The 17,658-nt window shown below is 36.0% G+C and carries 17 protein-coding genes and 2 pseudogenes; 8 read left to right on the top strand and 11 right to left on the bottom strand.

Annotation, left to right across the window (positions count from 1 at the left end; genetic code table 11):
• Positions 1–1,164, bottom strand: a complete 1,164-nt coding sequence (locus tag NST05_RS00995) for a condensation domain-containing protein (RefSeq protein WP_065972676.1) — start codon at positions 1,162–1,164, stop codon at positions 1–3.
• Positions 1,154–1,681 carry a hypothetical protein gene (locus tag NST05_RS01000; protein ID WP_065972674.1) on the bottom strand — a complete coding sequence of 176 codons (528 nt, stop codon included), beginning with the start codon at positions 1,679–1,681 and terminating at the stop codon, positions 1,154–1,156. The genes NST05_RS00995 and NST05_RS01000 overlap by 11 nt, the downstream gene beginning before the upstream one ends.
• 152 nt (positions 1,682–1,833) lie before the next feature.
• On the opposite strand from NST05_RS01000, the gene NST05_RS01005 reads away from it, so the two are divergent.
• Positions 1,834–2,400 carry a TetR/AcrR family transcriptional regulator gene (locus tag NST05_RS01005; RefSeq protein ID WP_082308119.1) on the top strand — a complete coding sequence of 189 codons (567 nt, stop codon included), beginning with the start codon at positions 1,834–1,836 and terminating at the stop codon, positions 2,398–2,400.
• Between the two features lie 437 nt (positions 2,401–2,837).
• Positions 2,838–3,985 (top strand): IS3 family transposase gene (locus NST05_RS01010; RefSeq protein ID WP_099421341.1). Its coding sequence is split into 2 segments (ribosomal slippage): positions 2,838–3,090 and positions 3,090–3,985, totalling 1,149 coding nucleotides; the frame shifts between segments, so codons are not numbered across the junction.
• Between the two features lie 18 nt (positions 3,986–4,003).
• Here NST05_RS01010 and NST05_RS01015 read toward each other — a convergent pair.
• From NST05_RS01015 to rpmF, 3 genes and pseudogenes are all read right to left on the bottom strand, one after another.
• Positions 4,004–4,129, bottom strand: a pseudogene (locus tag NST05_RS01015) (IS3 family transposase); the annotation flags it as partial.
• Positions 4,130–4,399: 270 nt separating this feature from the next.
• Positions 4,400–4,549 (bottom strand): 50S ribosomal protein L33, encoded by a 150-nt coding sequence (rpmG, locus tag NST05_RS01020; RefSeq protein WP_002262412.1) that lies wholly within the window; start codon positions 4,547–4,549, stop codon positions 4,400–4,402.
• Positions 4,550–4,564: 15 nt separating this feature from the next.
• Entirely contained in the window at positions 4,565–4,747 is a 183-nt protein-coding gene (gene rpmF / locus NST05_RS01025) for a 50S ribosomal protein L32 (protein WP_002952208.1), read from the bottom strand.
• Positions 4,748–4,980: 233 nt separating this feature from the next.
• Between rpmF and NST05_RS01030 the strand changes: the two are divergent.
• From NST05_RS01030 to yaaA, 6 genes and pseudogenes are all read left to right on the top strand, one after another.
• Positions 4,981–6,096: pseudogene (locus NST05_RS01030) on the top strand (vitamin B12 independent methionine synthase).
• A 307-nt stretch (positions 6,097–6,403) separates the two neighbouring features.
• Positions 6,404–7,684: a histidine--tRNA ligase gene (gene hisS, locus NST05_RS01035; RefSeq protein ID WP_340742868.1), complete on the top strand. Its 1,281-nt coding sequence runs from the start codon at positions 6,404–6,406 to the stop codon at positions 7,682–7,684.
• 7 nt (positions 7,685–7,691) lie between these two features.
• Positions 7,692–8,114 (top strand): hypothetical protein, encoded by a 423-nt coding sequence (locus NST05_RS01040; protein WP_002946366.1) that lies wholly within the window; start codon positions 7,692–7,694, stop codon positions 8,112–8,114.
• A 109-nt stretch (positions 8,115–8,223) separates the two neighbouring features.
• The gene (gene aspS / locus NST05_RS01045) at positions 8,224–9,975 is read left to right on the top strand and encodes an aspartate--tRNA ligase (protein WP_046206506.1); all 1,752 of its coding nucleotides are present in this window, start codon (positions 8,224–8,226) and stop codon (positions 9,973–9,975) included.
• Positions 9,968–10,909, top strand: a complete 942-nt coding sequence (locus NST05_RS01050; RefSeq protein ID WP_084829168.1) for a YitT family protein — start codon at positions 9,968–9,970, stop codon at positions 10,907–10,909. The genes aspS and NST05_RS01050 overlap by 8 nt, the downstream gene beginning before the upstream one ends.
• 86 nt (positions 10,910–10,995) lie before the next feature.
• Positions 10,996–11,736: a peroxide stress protein YaaA gene (gene yaaA / locus NST05_RS01055; RefSeq protein ID WP_171815045.1), complete on the top strand. Its 741-nt coding sequence runs from the start codon at positions 10,996–10,998 to the stop codon at positions 11,734–11,736.
• A gap of 21 nt (positions 11,737–11,757) precedes the next feature.
• Here the strand turns inward: yaaA and nrdG are convergent, their stop codons facing one another.
• The 6 genes from nrdG to NST05_RS01085 form a co-directional block, all read right to left on the bottom strand.
• Entirely contained in the window at positions 11,758–12,363 is a 606-nt protein-coding gene (gene nrdG / locus NST05_RS01060; RefSeq protein WP_002952198.1) for an anaerobic ribonucleoside-triphosphate reductase activating protein, read from the bottom strand.
• A 4-nt stretch (positions 12,364–12,367) separates the two neighbouring features.
• Positions 12,368–12,868, bottom strand: coding sequence for a GNAT family N-acetyltransferase (locus NST05_RS01065; RefSeq protein WP_004300318.1), 501 nt, complete (start codon positions 12,866–12,868; stop codon positions 12,368–12,370).
• Between the two features lies 1 nt (position 12,869).
• On the bottom strand, positions 12,870–13,001 hold the full coding sequence (locus tag NST05_RS01070) for a hypothetical protein (protein ID WP_002885877.1): 132 nt from the start codon (positions 12,999–13,001) through the stop codon (positions 12,870–12,872).
• A gap of 99 nt (positions 13,002–13,100) precedes the next feature.
• Positions 13,101–15,305 (bottom strand): anaerobic ribonucleoside-triphosphate reductase, encoded by a 2,205-nt coding sequence (gene nrdD, locus NST05_RS01075; RefSeq protein WP_084829166.1) that lies wholly within the window; start codon positions 15,303–15,305, stop codon positions 13,101–13,103.
• A 109-nt stretch (positions 15,306–15,414) separates the two neighbouring features.
• Complete coding sequence (locus NST05_RS01080) at positions 15,415–17,061, bottom strand: hypothetical protein (protein WP_100273381.1); 1,647 nt, start codon at positions 17,059–17,061, stop codon at positions 15,415–15,417.
• Positions 17,062–17,273: 212 nt separating this feature from the next.
• Positions 17,274–17,579: a DUF1292 domain-containing protein gene (locus NST05_RS01085; RefSeq protein ID WP_011681733.1), complete on the bottom strand. Its 306-nt coding sequence runs from the start codon at positions 17,577–17,579 to the stop codon at positions 17,274–17,276.
• Positions 17,580–17,658 lie beyond the last annotated feature (79 nt).

Below are 17,658 nucleotides of genomic sequence, written 5' to 3' on the forward strand. Positions count from 1 at the left end.
TCACTGTAGTGTATTCCTTTCTAATAAAACATGTAAACTTTCTTCAAGAAAATCATTTTTATTTATTATGAGATTCGTTTGAAATTCAGCTAGTAAAAGATTATCGTCGTTTAGCATTAAGTGGATAGGAGACGGTGAATCAATAGTAAAAAGGTTGTCCATTTTAATTTCTGCACTTGAATTAGAAATAGCAAATTTTGAAGGGTAATACGTAAACATCATATCGAATTTTGAATATTGATAAAACTTTTGATTAAAATCATAGAATTGCATTTTTAAATTTTCAATTAATTGTTTGTACACACATTTTATGCATTCTTCAATGGACCATTTGCTATCAATTATTACTGGATATGTTGTTACCAAACTACTAATCAACTTACGGTTACTTTTAATTCTATTGGGGACAGGGACACCGACAATAATATACTCTTTATTAATGTAACGACTAAATGTATAACCAAATGCTGAAATCAGCAAAGCGGATCTATAATTATTATCATTAGATTGTTCCATAACTATTTTTTTACTAATTTCAATTTTTTCAAATTTAGTAAAATCCGAAAAAATTTTTTCATTAACCTTTCGGATTTTTGATAATCGTTTTAGAAAAATATTTTCATATTTTAATGAGTTTTGCTTCTCCAAAAATTTATTAATTGTTAATAAATATTCTTTGGTGAAATCTTTTTTTGTAAACGTTATATTTCCTTGTAATGTATCGATAATTTGTTGTGAGAAAGCTTTTGCACTATAAAAATCAAAAATAAAATGATGAGCAGACATTAGAAGGTAGTATCTATCTTGAGAATGTTTAATTAATTTAATTCTAAATAATCTTTTATCGTTAACTAAATCAAATGGAACATTAAACATATCATCTTTTTCAAGAAAATTGGTAAACTTTCCAATAGCTATTTCTTTAATACTAAAATTATTAGTGAAATTCAACAATATTTTAGAATTTTCTATACAAGGTCTTGATAGGAGTAATGGTTGATTGTTCACAGTACTACAGATTGCCTCAAGTATCTCCTGTTCAGAACTTTCTGATTTAATTTTGAGTGTAAAAATCATATTGATATTAAATTTTTTATTAGCTAATGGATTTAGCATGCATTCTAGATAAAAGTCTCTTTGTATGGGACTAATATTATAATTCATTTTTTAACTCCTTTAAATAATTTATAAAACTTGGAAAATCATTCTTTGTAATTACAATACTTACTACGTAGTCATTTTTTAAGAAACCAACTCCCATTAATGTTGGAAAATTAGCAAAAGATACTTGATAAAATTGTTCTTTAGAATAATCAAAGACTTTTATAGAAGCTATTGCAAATATACTTTTATCAGCAAGTAAACCTAGCCCTAAAAACTTACCTAGACTTTCTTTGAAACTTGTCATTATAAAAAATTTTTCATGATGCCTTTTTAAACAATTTTCTTCCGTTATTAACTCCTGGTTAAACCATCCTAACTTTAGCTTTTTATCAATTAATTGTATATCGATACCACAATTAATATTTCTAGAAGAGATACAAAGTAAAGAATAACTTCCTGAATGTGATATTGTAATATTACAATTATAATTTGGAACAGGCTTACCAGAAGAATCATGTGGGAGTAAATCTTTTATAATGCCTTGAATTAAAAAAAACGTACATAATTTTGCATACATTGATTCTCCTTGTCTTTTTAAGATTTATTATAGCAGGAATATTAAGTAGTATTTAAAATATTTTTTAACGATTTGTAACTATAATAAAATAAAAATTGATTAAAATATATTTATGAAAATAAAGTAATAACAAACTGTAAAAAAAATAAAGAATGGGTAACGATGTTATGGTTAAGGGGACAAGAGAAAGAATAATAAATAGTTATTTCAACTTAGCTCTAAAAAATCCTGGAAAGTTTAGATTTACAATTGCAGAAATAGCTATGGAAGCTGGGATATCACGTCAGGCAATCTATAAAAATCATTTTAATACTCCAGAGGAAATTATGATAGCTGTTCATCAAGAAATTGACTATGAAATAGAACAGGAGTTTAATAGTTATGATGAAGGCCTTAGTCCATTAGATTTTTTTACTGAGCGTATAATTCCTATTTTATATAAAAATAGGAATCTTTTAAGATACTTGTATATGACTAATATAGATCCTGGGTGGCGTTTGTTTTTAAAAAATAAATATACAAAATGGGTCAAGGATAATATCAATATTAATAATACTAATTTATGTTTATCAAAGGATATGTCACTTAATTTATTTGTCAACATGTTTTTAGCTATTATAGAATCTTGGATTATTCAACCGATTCCTGAAACACCGGATCTTTTTGCTAAACAGTTGCAAAAAATTAGCAACTGTTCAATTAGATCTTTAATTTCCTAAGTTATGCTATACCCTTATTAGAATATGAGAATTTTTTTCCATTTTGATTTCTTTTACTTAAATGGATTTTGAAAAGATATATTTCTGTTAAACTTTCTATCTAATTACGTCAAGTGTGTTCATGTAATATAGAGGATGTAGTTAGTTATATGGTAAAGTACTTTCTGAAATTTGTACCCACTGTTAAAAATATAGGGGATTTAAAAAGTCTGTTCAAGAATCAAAGAAAATAATTGCTAAAAAACTGTTATAACGAAGAATTTTTTATATTTATTTGAAATAATTCCTGTTTTCTTCAAATAATCTGAGTTATGTGAAAATAAAAAAGGCCTAAATTTGTACTGACCCTAAAAAGTTGGACAATTAATTATTGAAAGGATTGGAAAGGTTATAATAAACTAGACACAAAGTTAAGAGAAATCGTGGAAAGGTTTATTATGGCAAGAAGAAAATTCGATAAACAATTTAAAAATTCTGCAGTAAAACTCATTCTTGAAGAGGGTTACTCTGTTAAAGAAGTCAGCCAAGAGCTTGAGGTTCATGCCAATAGTCTTTATCGCTGGGTTCAAGAAGTTGAAGAATATGGAGAAAGTGCTTTTCCAGGCAATGGGACAGCCCTAGCTAATGCCCAACATAAGATTAAATTGTTAGAGAAAGAAAATCGTTATCTTCAGGAGGAACTTGAACTTCTAAAAAAGTTCCGGGTCTTCTTGAAGCGAAGCAAGTAAAACGTTTTGAATTTCTCTTGAAACATTATGGGAAGATAAAAATTAAGCATGCAGTAAAAGTTCTTAAGGTTTCTCGCTCAGGTTTCTATGAATACATGCATCGTCGTCCTTCAAAACAACAAGTGGAGAGAGAAATTCTCTCAGAGAAGATAAAAGCTGTCTTTCATGAGCATAAGGGACGCTATGGTGCGGTTAGAATTACCAAGGTACTTCATAATACTGGTATTATGACCAACACGAAACGTGTTGGGAAACTGATGCACTTGATGGGACTTTATGCCAAGGGAAGCCGTTATAAATATAAACATTACAACAGAAAAGGAGCTTCGCTTTCAAGACCCAATTTAATTAATCAGATCTTTAAAGCAACAGCTCCTAATAAAGTATGGCTGGGAGACATGACCTATATCCCTACCAAAGAAGGCACCTTATACTTAGCCGTGAATATCGACGTTTTTTCACGTAAGATTGTAGGCTGGTCAATGTCTTCACGGATGCAAGATAAACTGGTGAGGGATTGCTTCTTACAAGCTTGTGGGAAAGAACATCCTCAGCCTGGCTTGATTGTCCATACTGATCAAGGGAGTCAATATACAAGCTCTCGTTATCAATCTACTCTTCGTCAAGTCGGTGCTCAATCTAGCATGAGTCGTAAAGGAAATCCCTATGACAATGCAATGATGGAGTCTTTTTATAAGACGCTAAAGAGGGAGCTTATTAATGATGCTCATTTTGAGACAAGAGCTGAGGCTACTCAAGAAATATTTAAATACATTGAGACCTATTACAATACAAAAAGGATGCATTCAGGTCTTGATTACAAGTCTCCAAAAGACTTTGAAAAATATAATTCTTAAATTCTCTTAACTCCGTGTCTAGTTTTTCGTTGACTTTCCAGATTTAGTTCTGTATTGGACAGGACTAAGTCCTTTTAGTTTTGCTTTGATTCGCTTATTGTTGTAGTAGAAAAGATAGTCTGTAATAGCTTGTTCGAGTTCATCAAAGACATCAGACGACAAGCATTTAGCTTTAGAAATTTTAAAAACTTTAATACTAAAATTCTCATCGCTTTGAATATCAAAAAAGAGAAGACCAATCTGGTCCTCTCTCGTGTTTGATTATAAGTCACCCACTACAGTTGACAATGAGTCCAAAAATGTAGAGTAAAATGTAGAGTTCAAAATTCATTTTAGTGCATTACAGTGAATTTGGAAAAAGAAAAACCCTGATTTTTCAGGGTTTTTGACGTTCACTGAATTGTAGTGAATGTCTTATTTCACTTCAGTAAAGATTACATGTTTACGCAATTTTGGTGAGTATTTTTTTAATTGAAGACGGTCTGGAGTGTTACGTTTGTTTTTTGAAGTAAGGTACAAGCGTTCACCAGATTCTTTGTGTTCAAGTGTAATATTTACGCGCATGGTATCTCCCTTCTATTATTCAGCTGATGCAGCTTTAGCGATTTTACGTCCTTTGTAGTATCCTTTAAGTGATACACGGTGTGAACGTGAGTAATCTCCAGTTGTTTCGTCAAATTGTACTGATGGAGCAGTCAATTTGTAGTGTGTACGACGTTTGTTTTTCTTCGCTTTTGAAGTGTGACGTGCAGGTACTGCCATTTCTTTATTTCCTCCGAATTAATAGTTATGTTCTTGATTTTAAATCAACTATAACAGAATAACATATCTTTATTGTAAAGTAAAGTTACTTGACAAAAACTTTTTATCAATATATATATATAGTTAAAAGTTATATAGAATGATAGTAAATACATATTTCACAGCTATAACGGAAAGTGCTAGAATAGGCTTATTATAACATTAAGTGAAAGAATAAAAAGGAGTAAATAACTATGAGTAAAGTACATTATCATTTTGATCATGTTGGTTCTTACCTTCGTCCACAAGCTCTAAAAGAAGCACGTGAAAAATTTGCCAATGGTGAGATTTCGCAAGAAGAATTACTGAAAGTACAAGATGAATTGGTTAAGGAATTGGTTCACCATGAGGTAGAAAATGGTCTTCAAGTCGTTTCTGATGGTGAATTTGGTCGTTCTTGGTGGCACCTTGATTTCCTATAGAACCTAACTGGTTTTGAAGCTTACCAACAAGAAGATTCATACAAATTCCATGGTGCCAAGACACGTACAACCAACGTCCGTATCAACGGTAAAATTGCCGAAAATCCCAACCATCCTTTCTATCACGACTTTGAATATCTTAAATCAGTGACTCCTGAAGGAATCACTCCAAAAGTAACTATTCCAATTCCATCACTCATCATTAAACGTGACCACCGTAGTGATCTTTATGCAGATTACTATGATTCATGGACTGATTTCCTTGATGCTTTGGCTAAAGCTTACCATGATACCATCCAACATTTCTACGATTTGGGTGCACGTTATGTGCAATTGGATGATACAACTTGGGGGTATTTGATTCAACAGTTTGAGAATGAAAAAAATAATCCTGAGAAAACAGCTGAGTTGGCAAAAATTGCTGAGGATGATGTATACACTATTAATAAAGCTTTGGAAGGTCTTCCAGAAGATTTGACTTTGGCTACTCATATTTGTCGTGGGAACTTTAAATAAACTTATCTTTTTGAAGGTGGCTATGATTCAGTAGCTAAATATCTTGGTCAATTGAACTATGATATCTTCTTCTTGGAATATGATGATGCGCGTTCGGGTAGCTTCGCACCACTTCCAACGATTTGGAATAACCGTGATCATGTTGAATTGGTACTTGGTGTGATTACTTCTAAGGATCCAGTTTTGGAAGATGTAGATGCTGTCATTGCTCGTATCCATGAAGCGGCTGAACTTGTACCACTTAAGAATCTTGGAATCTCAACTCAATGTGGTTTTGCCTCAATTGAAGAAGGTAATATCTTGACTGAGCAAGACGAGTGGAATAAATTGCAATTGATTAAAACTATTACTGATAAGGTTTGGTCACAATAGAAAGAGTGTATAGGATGGGGTAAGCCTGTCCTATTTTTAATAGCAAGAAAAAGTTTCGTGGAAGATAAAGAGACAAAACAAAGAATTCTACAGTTTTTTGGGAAAAGGAGAGCTCCTAATAATTTCACTACTTGTTTGTTGATGAGTAAGCTTGACCATTATATATACCCAGAGGTCTATTTCTTTCTTACGTTGAAAAAAACCTGCACCATTTCCCAAAAGCTATGTAAATTATGATAGAATAGAGTGATTATATCTGTAATAACGGAAAAGGAGGGCAGGTCTATTTGAGGCCTGTATCATCATTATGAAACTTCAAAAACCTAAGGGAACGCAGGATATTTTACCTGGGGATAGTGCCAAATGGCAGTACGTGGAGAATGTTGCACGTGAAACATTTAAAAAATACAATTATGGTGAAATTCGTACGCCTATGTTTGAACATTACGAGGTCATTTCACGTTCAGTAGGTGATACAACTGATATCGTTACTAAGGAAATGTATGATTTTCATGATAAGGGAGACCGTCATATTACACTCCGCCCAGAAGGAACAGCACCGGTTGTACGCTCTTATGTAGAAAACAAACTCTTTGCGCCAGAGGTCCAAAAACCTGTTAAAGTTTATTATATTGGATCAATGTTCCGTTATGAACGTCCTCAAGCAGGACGCTTGCGCGAGTTCCACCAACTAGGTGTAGAGTGCTTTGGCTCAAAAAATCCAGCAACAGATGTTGAAACAATTGCCATGGCCTACCAACTCTTTAATACGCTTGGCATTAAGGATGTTACTCTTCATTTGAATAGTCTTGGAAATACTGACAGTCATCTGGCTTATCGTCAGGCCTTGATTGACTATTTGACACCAATGCGCGAGAGTTTGTCAAAAGATAGCCAACGCCGTTTGGATGAAAATCCTTTGCGAGTACTTGATTCAAAAGAAAAAGAAGATAAGGTTGCAGTTGAAAATGCTCCATCTATCCTTGATTATTTAGATGAAGAAAGTCAAACTCACTTTGATGAAGTGCGTGCCATGCTCGATAGTCTTAACATTCCATATGTGATTGATACTAATATGGTACGTGGTCTGGATTACTATAACCACACGATTTTTGAATTTATTACCACTATTGACAAGTCTGAGTTAACAATCTGTGCGGGCGGTCGTTATGATAGTTTGGTTGAATATTTCGGTGGTCCAGAAACAGCTGGATTTGGTTTTGGACTTGGTTTAGAACGTTTGCTTTTGGTTCTTGATAAGCAAGGCATTAAACTTCCGGTAGAAGAAAGTCTTGATGTCTACATTGCAGTACTTGGTTCGGGCGCTAATGGCAAAGCTCTTGAGTTAGTTCAATCCATCCGCTACCAAGGATTTAAAGCTGAACGTGATTACCTTGGACGTAAGATTAAGGCACAGTTTAAGTCAGCAGATACCTTCAAAGCCAAGACTGTTATCACATTAGGTGAGAGTGAAGTGGAGTCAGGTGTGGCTGAGGTCAAAAATAATGCTACTCGTGAGGAAGTTACTGTAAGTTTTGAAGAGCTAACTACAAACTTCGCAACAGTCCTCAAACAGTTAGAAAAGTAGGGGGCATATGGTTAGTATAGTTGATATGCTCAAACGGAGTGAAAAATTCAGTTTGGCTTTTGATCGTAGTATGCCCATTCGTTTCCAACAACAGTTTTGGCAGTTGATTGCATTTCTCGATAAACACGAGATTACGTGGTTTAATGATGAACCTGCGAGTGATCATGCTATGTGTCAACAATTGCTTGGTCAAGTTTGGCGCCAAGATTGTCAAGATGTAGTTTTGAATTTTGAAACCCAGGAACGCTATTTGGGCTGGCAAGTAGATGAGGAAACTGATGAACTTAGTGTTATCATTGAAGATGTTTATGGTTTCCGTTGGAATAGTTTGCTTGATTTAGAAACAGCTGACTACCGTTTTGAAGATTTTGAAGAATTTGCTGAAGATTATGTGGATACTAGTGAATTGTTTAAACAATTTGGTAAATAGTTTTATAAAAAAGAAAGTCTATTAAAATTCGAGCCTGAAATGGGTGGGGTTTTGATGGGCTTTTTGCTATAATAGTTAAGACTAAAAAATTAACGAAAGAAGTGTATTTATGGAACGTTCTATGTATGCCGGTCGTGTTCGTAGTGAACATATCGGAACTACTATTACTTTGAAAGGTTGGGTATCTCGTCGTCGTAACCTCGGAGGTTTAATTTTTATCGATCTTCGTGACCGTGAAGGTTTGATGCAGTTGGTTGTTAACCCTGAAAATACTGATGCAGCTGTTGTTGAAACAGCTGAGAGCTTGCGTAGCGAATTTGTTATTGAAGTAACAGGAACAGTTGAAGCGCGTGAACAAGCTAATGATAACTTGCCTACAGGTGCTGTCGAGCTTAAAGTTGAAGATCTTAAAGTCCTTAATACTGCCAAAACAACACCGTTTGAAATCAAAGATGGTGTTGAGGCTAGTGATGATACACGTATGCGTTACCGTTACTTGGATCTTCGACGTCCAGAGATGTTGGAAAACTTTAAGCTTCGTGCCAAGGTAACTCATACCATTCGTAATTATCTTGATGACTTGGAATTTATTGATGTTGAAACACCAATGTTGACAAAATCTACACCAGAAGGTGCACGTGATTACTTGGTTCCAAGCCGTGTTAGCCAAGGCCACTTTTACGCTCTTCCACAAAGTCCTCAGATTACTAAACAATTATTGATGAATGCTGGTTTTGACCGCTATTATCAAATTGTAAAGTGTTTCCGTGACGAAGATTTGCGTGGTGATCGTCAACCTGAGTTTACACAAGTTGACTTGGAGACTTCTTTCCTTAATGAGCAAGAAATCCAAGATATTACAGAAGGATTGATTGCTAAGGTTATGAAAGAAACTAAAGGGATTGAGGTGACACTACCATTCCCACGCATGTCTTATGATGATGCTATGAATAACTATGGATCTGACAAGCCAGATACACGCTTTGACATGCTTTTACAAGACTTGACAGAACTTGTCAAGGATGTAGACTTTAAAGTATTTGCTGAGGCACCAGCTGTTAAGGCGATTGTTGTTAAAGGAAATGCAGATAAGTATTCACGTAAAAGCATTGACAAGTTGACAGACTTTGCCAAACAATTTGGTGCTAAAGGTCTTGCTTGGGTTAAGATGACTGACGGAGTTCTAGCAGGTCCAGTTGCTAAATTCTTGACAAGTATTGAAGAAAAGTTGACAGATGCTTTACAGATTGAAGAAAATGATTTAGTTCTTTTTGTAGCAGACACACTTGAAATCGCTAATAACACACTTGGTGCTTTGCGTAATCAAATTGCTAAAGAACTTGACATGATTGACAATACTAAATTTAACTTTCTTTGGGTTGTCGATTGGCCAATGTTTGAGTGGTCTGAAGAAGAGGGCCGTTATATGTCCGCCCACCACCCATTCACTTTGCCAACAGAAGATTCTGCAGCAGAACTTGAAGGAGATCTTTCTAAGGTACGTGCTGTAGCCTATGATATTGTCTTGAATGGTTATGAGCTTGGTGGTGGTAGTCTACGTATCAATCAGAAAGACTTACAAGAACGTATGTTGAAAGCCCTTGGTTTCTCTGAAGAATCTGCCTATGAGCAATTTGGTTTCCTTCTCGAAGCTATGGACTATGGATTCCCACCACATGGTGGCTTGGCTCTCGGGCTTGACCGTTTTGTTATGCTTCTTGCAGGTAAAGATAATATTCGTGAAGTGATTGCCTTCCCTAAAAATAATAAGGCATCCGATCCTATGACTCAGGCTCCAAGTCTTGTGGCTGATAAACAGTTGGAAGAACTTGCCCTTCATGTAGAATTAGAAAATGAATAAAGCACCTCTTCATAAACATGTTAAGTATATAGCGAAAAAATCTGCAAAGAAAATGGGCGTTTTACAAGCGGCACGTAGTATCTCTCGTGAAAAATATACTGAAAAATTTTCAGCGTCAGTATTCTATGGGCTCTTGTCATCAATTGCCGTGAATTTCTTTTTTCAACCTGGACATGTCTACTCCAGTGGATCTACAGGGTTGGCGCAGGTGTTATCAGCATTGAGTCTCAGGACTCTGGGCTTTGAGATTCCGGTATCATTGACTTTCTATGCGATTAATATTCCACTCTTGATTTTAGCTTGGTATAAGATTGGCCACAAATTTACCATCTTCACCTTCATTACGGTAACAATGAGTTCCCTTTTTATTCAGGTGATGCCTCATGTGACCTTAACGGAGGACCCATTGATAAATGCTATTTTTGGTGGTCTGGTCATGGGAACAGGGATTGGTTTCGGTTTAAAATCACGTATTTCTAGCGGAGGAACAGATATCGTCAGTCTCACTATTCGTAAGAAAACGGGTCGTGATGTTGGGAATATCTCCTTGATTGTCAACGGGATTATCATGATTTTTGCAGGTATTTTTTTTGGCTGGAAATACGCTCTCTATTCTATGGTTACAATTTTTATTTCTAGTCGAGTAACGGATGCAATTTTCACTAAACAGAAGAAAATGCAAGCCATGATTGTCACAAGTAATCCTGATCCAGTTGTAAGGATGATCCATAAGAAACTTCACCGTGGTGTAACGATGATTAACGATGCGGAAGGAACTTATAATCACGAAAAGAAAGCAGTATTGCTAGCTATTATTACCCGTGAAGAGTATACGGACTTCAAGTATTATATGAGAAAAGCAGACCCTAAAGCTTTTGTTTCAATCGCAGAAAATGTACATATTCTAGGTCGTTTTGTTGATTTAGATGATTAATAAAGAAGGGAGTTAACGACTGTTTACTTCCTTTTTTGCTAGAGAGAATTCTTGACGAAATGCCAGCATGGCTTTACAATAACAATATGATTAGATTTTTAATTCCAACTGCAAAAGAAATGAAGCCCAGTGAGGAAGTCCCCTCCCAAAAACTATCTGAAAAGAGTGAAGCTATTCTAACAGAAATGGCTAAGTTATCCACAGACGACTTGTCCATAGCTTATAAAATAAAGCCTGAGCAGGCTGAGAAAGAAAAGCAGCGTTGGGATGCAATTTTAGCAGGTGAAGCGAAGAATTACCCAGCTGTCGAGCTTTTTAACGGACTGATGTATCGTCACATTAAATGCAAGGACTTATCTACATGTGAAAAAGATTTCCTCAGTCACCAAGTATTTATCACATCTTCTTTTTATGGGATTATTCCCGCTTTCTATCCGATTCAAGAACATCGTCATGACTTTCATACAAAGGTTAAGGTTAATGGTCAGTCCTTAAAAAATTATTGGCGTGCTGAATATGACCAATTCCTAGAAGAGAGTCAAGTTCCAGTTGTTTCCTTGCTTTCAAGTGAATTTGAAGATGTCTTTAGTCCAAGTCTTCGTAAGCAGTTATTCACAGTTAGTTTTATGGAAGACCGTAATGGTATTCTTAAGACACATTCAACGATTTCTAAAAAGGCTAGAGGAGCTTTTTTGACAGCTGTAATGGAGGAAAGTTGTCAAACCATAGATGCCTTACGAGACTTATCCTTTGATGACTTTTACTATCGTAAGGATTTATCTTCTGATAGTGAATTGTTTTTTGTAAGAAAAGTTAAAAAAGCCTGAGTTACAAACTCAGACTTTTTCTTATATCATGTCTTTACGATCGACTTGCTCATAGTTGTTTTGACCGTCATTCAACTTGTCCCAGATAACAACCTTTCCTTGATCAAGAGATTTTTTGACATCAATAATACGTTGATTAGATGATCCTCGAAACTGGAGCATAAGGTTCTTTTTAGTAATATCAAAACGTCCATCTACGAGAATGTCAACGAGATGAAGAAGTTCTAGCTTATCAGGAGTTTCAAGCATTAGCTCTTCCCAAGTATAACCAGTCCAAGACCAAATGTCTTTTTCGGGTAGTTCCTTACGGATACGCTTGACTAAGGGAGTTAGAATACCAGTATTTAGAAAAGGTTCTCCACCCAGTAGTGTGAGACCTTGCACGTAGGGTTGTGCTAAATCTTGTATGATTTGTTCCTCTAGTTCTTTGGTATAGGGAATCCCTGCCTTGAAGGACCAGGTAGCAGCGTTATAGCATCCCTCACAGTGAAACATGCAACCAGAGACATAAAGTGAGTTACGGACCCCTTCACCATCAACAAAATTAAAGGCCTTATAGTCAATAATGCGTCCTTGGCTAAGCTCTTCGGACTTCCATTCTTGTGGTTTTGGTGTATTCCATGTCATGATTTTACTCCAAATCTATCCAATAGCGCTCAGTTTCGTTACAAATGTCCTCTAGTTGACCACCGTTGGCTAATATAACAGCTCGGCTGGCTGGATTTTCTGTGCTACAAGTGACCAGAGCACGCTGAATATTCTTCTCCTTGGCTACTTGCAGGCCTTGACGGAGAGATTCTTTTGCATACCCCTTGCCACGTTCAGATGGACGGATGGAGTAGCCAATATGACCACCTTTTTCTAGTAAGCGCCCATTTAAACGAAGACGAAGATGTAGAAAACCAAGAGCATGACCTGATTCGTTGAAACTGACCAGCTGTATAGCAGGAACCCAGTTTTCAGGGATATTAAGTCCTGCTTCTGACTGAAGATTTTCTTCTAGCCATTCTTCATAAATAAAATTGTCCGCGTTCCAAAATCCACCATCATGGACAGATTTCTCCCTTTCAAATTCACCCATCATGTCTAAGATAGCTTCTTTATCTGCTTGACTTGGTCGGCGTAAAATCATCTTATTTCTTCTTCCCAGCTTTTTTTAAAAGGGCTTGGACACGTGCTTTTTTGTCATTTTTGACGGTTGCATTTTTTTCGTGGTAACGTTCCACCTGTTGCATACCTTTATAATCTAATTGATATTTACCCATTGTATTCCGTTCTAAAAACTAAATAAGCAAAGCAGTTGGAGGGAGTTGGAGGGTATTATCCAGCTGCTTCTAGTTTATTATAATGCATTATAGGTCTTATTAGAGATGTTTGCCACCATATTTGATGGTTGAACCATTCATATGTTTGACTCGGGCTGAGATTTCTTTGTGGCGTCCTTTAACCATAGGGCGGGCCTGTGGATTCCCTAAATAACCGCAAGTACGTTTGACGACATCAACTGTTTTAGGATCTGTGTTACCACAATTAGGGCACATGAACCCACGTTCTGTTGGAGTGAAATCCCCTTCAAAGTCACACTTGTAGCATTTATCAATTGGAGTATTAGTGCCAAGATAGCCGACACGGTCATAGGCAAAATCCCAAACAGCTTCAAGTGCCTTAGGATTTTGTTGGAGGACTGGATATTCACAATAATGGATGAATCCACCAGTTGCACCAACCTCTGGGTAATCTTTCTCAAATTCCAACTTTTCAAATGGTGTTGGATTTTTACGGACATCGTAGTGGAAGGAGTTGGTGTAATATTCTTTATCTGTGATATCAGTTACGACACCGAATTTTTCAGTATCCAATCGACAGAAGCGATCTGTTAAACTTTCTGATGGTGTTGAATAAACAGAGAAATGATAGTCATATTCGTCAGACCAACTTTCACAAGCATTTTTCATCGCTTTAACGATATTTAAAGTAAATGTCTTGGCTTCTAGATTAGTTTCCCAATCGCTACCATAAAAAACAGATGCTACTTCATAAAGTCCAATGTAACCAAGTGATACGGTTGCACGACGATGTTTGAAGAGTTGGTCGACGCTGTCGCATTTACGCAGACGCTGACCAAAAGCGCCATACTGATAAAGAATAGGTGCATTGGCAGGTGTAGCTTCTTTTACCCGCTCAACTCGGTAAACGAGAGCATCTTTGGCAATTCCCATTCTTTCTTCAAAAATTTCCCAAAATTTATCTTGGTCTCCTTTAGACTCTAGCGCAATTCTAGGGAGATTAAGGGTGACTACGCCAAGATTCATTCGTCCAGAATTAACTTCAACGCCATTTTCATCTTTCCAACCCTGAAGGAAGGAACGACATCCCATAGGGGCTTTGAAGGAGCCTGTCAATTCAATGATTTTGTCATATGATAGGACATCTGGATACATACGCTTAGTTGCACATTCAAGTGCTAGCTGTTTAATGTCGTAGTTAGGTGAGTTAGGTTCCAAGTTAAGTCCGCGTTTTAGGGTGAAGATGAGTTTTGGGAAAATGGCTGTGCGGTGCTCTGATCCAAGGCCTAAAATACGAACTTGGAGGATAGCTTTTTGGATTTCACGTTCAAACCAGTTTGTTCCCAAACCAAAACCGAGAGAGGTAAATGGTGTTTGACCATTTGAGGTGAAAAGCGTATTTATCTCATATTCAAGAGATTGCATAGCATCATAGATATCTTTACGCGTTTTAGCACGAGCATAGTCTTCCTGTTTTTCCTCAGTCACCCATTCTTTAGCATCTGCTAAATGTTTCTTGTAGTTGAGTTCTGCATAAGGCGCCAAGAATTCATCGATGCGATCTGCTGTACAGCCACCATACTGACTAGAGGCAACATTTGCGATGATTTGTGAAATTTGTGCTGTTGCAGTTTGAATGGATTTGGGACTTTCTACTTCAGCGTTACCGATTTTAAAACCATTTGCCAACATGCCTTTGAAGTCAATCAAACAACAGTTTGTCATAGGCGTGTAAGGGCTATAGTCTAAATCGTGGAAATGGATATCTCCCTTTTGATGAGCATTTGCTACATGTGGAGGAAGCATCTTAAGTCCAACGGATTTTCCAACAATACCTGCGGTTAAATCACGTTGTGTATTGTATAAATCACTATCCTTATTGGCATTCTCATGAACAACAGCCTGATCTTTATTAACCAGTTTGTTAATGGTGAAATTGATATCAGTAGCCTGAGAACGCTCAAAATCACGTTTGGTACGGTAGTTAATGTATTCTTGAGCGATAGCGTATTCGTTAGCTTCGAGTAACTCATGCTCTACGATACTTTGAATTTCGTATATTTTGATATTGTGAGAGAAGCGATCATTGATTTCGGCCACAACACGGTTGGCAATTCCCTCCAATTTAGTCTCAATTAATGGTGTGATAGGTGTAATAGTTTCGCTTGCTTTGAGAATAGCTTCATATATTTTACTTGAATCAAAAGTAACCATACGCCCATCGCGTTTGATAACTTTGATATCGGGGTTGACTGTAACCTTTTCTTTTTCTAATGTAATCATCTAAAAATAACCTCGCTGCTAATTATAGCACTAATTATAGCACTAGGCAAAAAAAAATCAATATATTGTGGTATATTTTTATCTCAACCACTATATATTGATTTTCGACCTATTTTAGGACATAGATAGTATATCGTTCAACGCCTTTTACAGGTGCTTTTTTATAGTTTTTTGAAAGTGTCGATTTAAACTCAGAAGGCAATTGCGTATCTTGTTGGACAACAAGATATTGTGCAGAATCTTGAACAAGAGTGTCTAAAAGAGCCTTTTGATGACTTGATTTAGCTGTGTTAAGATCAGGAAGAACAAATGGTGAAGCTGATTTACGATTACTTTTCAAATAAATTTTTGCTGATGAATCATAAACGTAAATAGTTTCATCTTTCTTGGTATTTTTAGCGAGGTAATTTGCGACACTGCTACGTTCAGCATTATTTCCTAAATCAAATAGGAACATGATGATTGGTATAGCAAAGGCAAATGCAAAAACGACTATAGGTAAGAAATAATTACGGCTAAGGAAGATACCAAAAACTTTTAGCGTGCGGATTTGGTTATCATTACGACGTCGGTGAGAGGTTCGCTCCGCTCTCTTTTTAATAGCATCATCCAGAGAAAGTGCAGTCAAGACTAAACCATATGGGACGATGGTAAGAATGCTGTAAAGTCCAAAACTTTGAGAGAATAGACTATAAACTAGTGTAAAGATAAAGCTAAGGATTAATACCCATTTAATGCTTTTATCTTTAGCATCACCAAGGAGGTGGTTACCTGTAGTAACTACACCAATAAGGAGTCCAGAACCTATAACAGCAAAACTTTGGTAAGCCAATGTCAGTAGGAAGTTATTTTTTTCTACAGCGAGTTGTGTAAAGTTGTAAACTAGAACTTGATTAATATAGTCCGAAGTGATTTGCAAGTTTAGGATGAAATAAAGGCATAGGTACAGTACTAAAATATTACCAAAAATAATACAAAGGACTTGATAAAAACCACGAGCAAAGTGCTTGTTGACAAGATTGTAAACAAATATTGTCACAAGTGACAATACCCAGAAAATAAGAGTTCGAGCTTCAAAGAGTGCTCCAGCAGCACCAGCAAAACCGTAAAGAATAAAGGCTTCATCACGACTGTGACCAGCAAAGTACCGGGTTAAGAAGAAAATAGCACCGAGGACAAAAGGCATGGCAAATTGGATAGGATAGAGTCCACCAAAACCAAGTGTCCCATTAAGTAAAAAGAAAATAATACTAATTAGAGTTGCAATTTCCTTCTTATTTGTCATATGCATGACAACCTTGTAAAGGTAGCTGCCAGAAAGATAGTAGGTTAGAAACTGTATTGGAATTAACCAAAGAGTAGACCCCAGACGAAAAGCTAGAGAAATTAGGAAATAATAGAAGAACCCACCTGTCGCAAAAAAGTCAGAATAGGGTAAACTACCGTTGGCAAACATTTTTGCAATGTAAAGGTTTTGGGATTGTATATTATTGGAAAAGTCTGTAAAGCAAGGGACTGATATACTACATGCACTCAAAATCAGACTGAGGATAAGGATATGTGCTTTATGCTTACAAGGAAGTGAAATCTTAGTTTTTTTTTCTTTCTGATAAGAAGTTGATTCTTTTGTACGCCCTTGAATTGTTACTTCACCCTTTTCAGATTGCTTATCATGTGTATGAGATTGATGGGGGCTTCGATGATAACCTTGATAGCTACCTGATCCTAGGATATTGTCTTTGTTATATGGACTCAAATTAAACTCCTTTGCTGTCATTTTGAAAGTTACAAATAAGGGAAAAACCCAAAATCTCTTATTTAAAGTATATCAGATAATACCATTTAGTCAATTTCTCTCTTATTTCTTACATTTAAGAAAAAACCTTCTAAAAAAGAGACTGAAATAAACTATTTCAGTCTCTTTTTTAGAAGTAAATGATTAGGCTTAGTTACGCCCAATATTATTTTTTAGTTTTCATCGATAAAGCTATTGAAAACTTCTTCAATCATATCCCATTCAGCATCTGAATCTTCAGGAATTGGTTGAAGGTCGCCTTCAGTGCCGTCCTCATTTTCAGTGAATGAGTATGCCTGGATTTCGATTTCTCCATCTGCATCTTCTTCAGCACCAGCTGGAACCAAAAGAACGTAGTTCTTACCGAATTCTTCACGTCCATCAATCGTTAATAAGATTTCAAAAAGTGTTTCATTCCCTTGTTCGTCTACTAAAGTGATGACTTCATGGTCATGGTTGTGATCGTGATTGTGTGACATATTGTTCTCCTTTTTGAAGAGAGTACTCAATAGTGAGGTGAATCTAGAAGTTCTGACTGGTAGTTCACTAGATTGTCGC

Origin of the sequence: Streptococcus sp. FSL E2-3494 (assembly GCF_038007085.1) — a bacterium.
Taxonomy (GTDB): Bacteria; Bacillota; Bacilli; order Lactobacillales; family Streptococcaceae; genus Streptococcus; species Streptococcus thermophilus.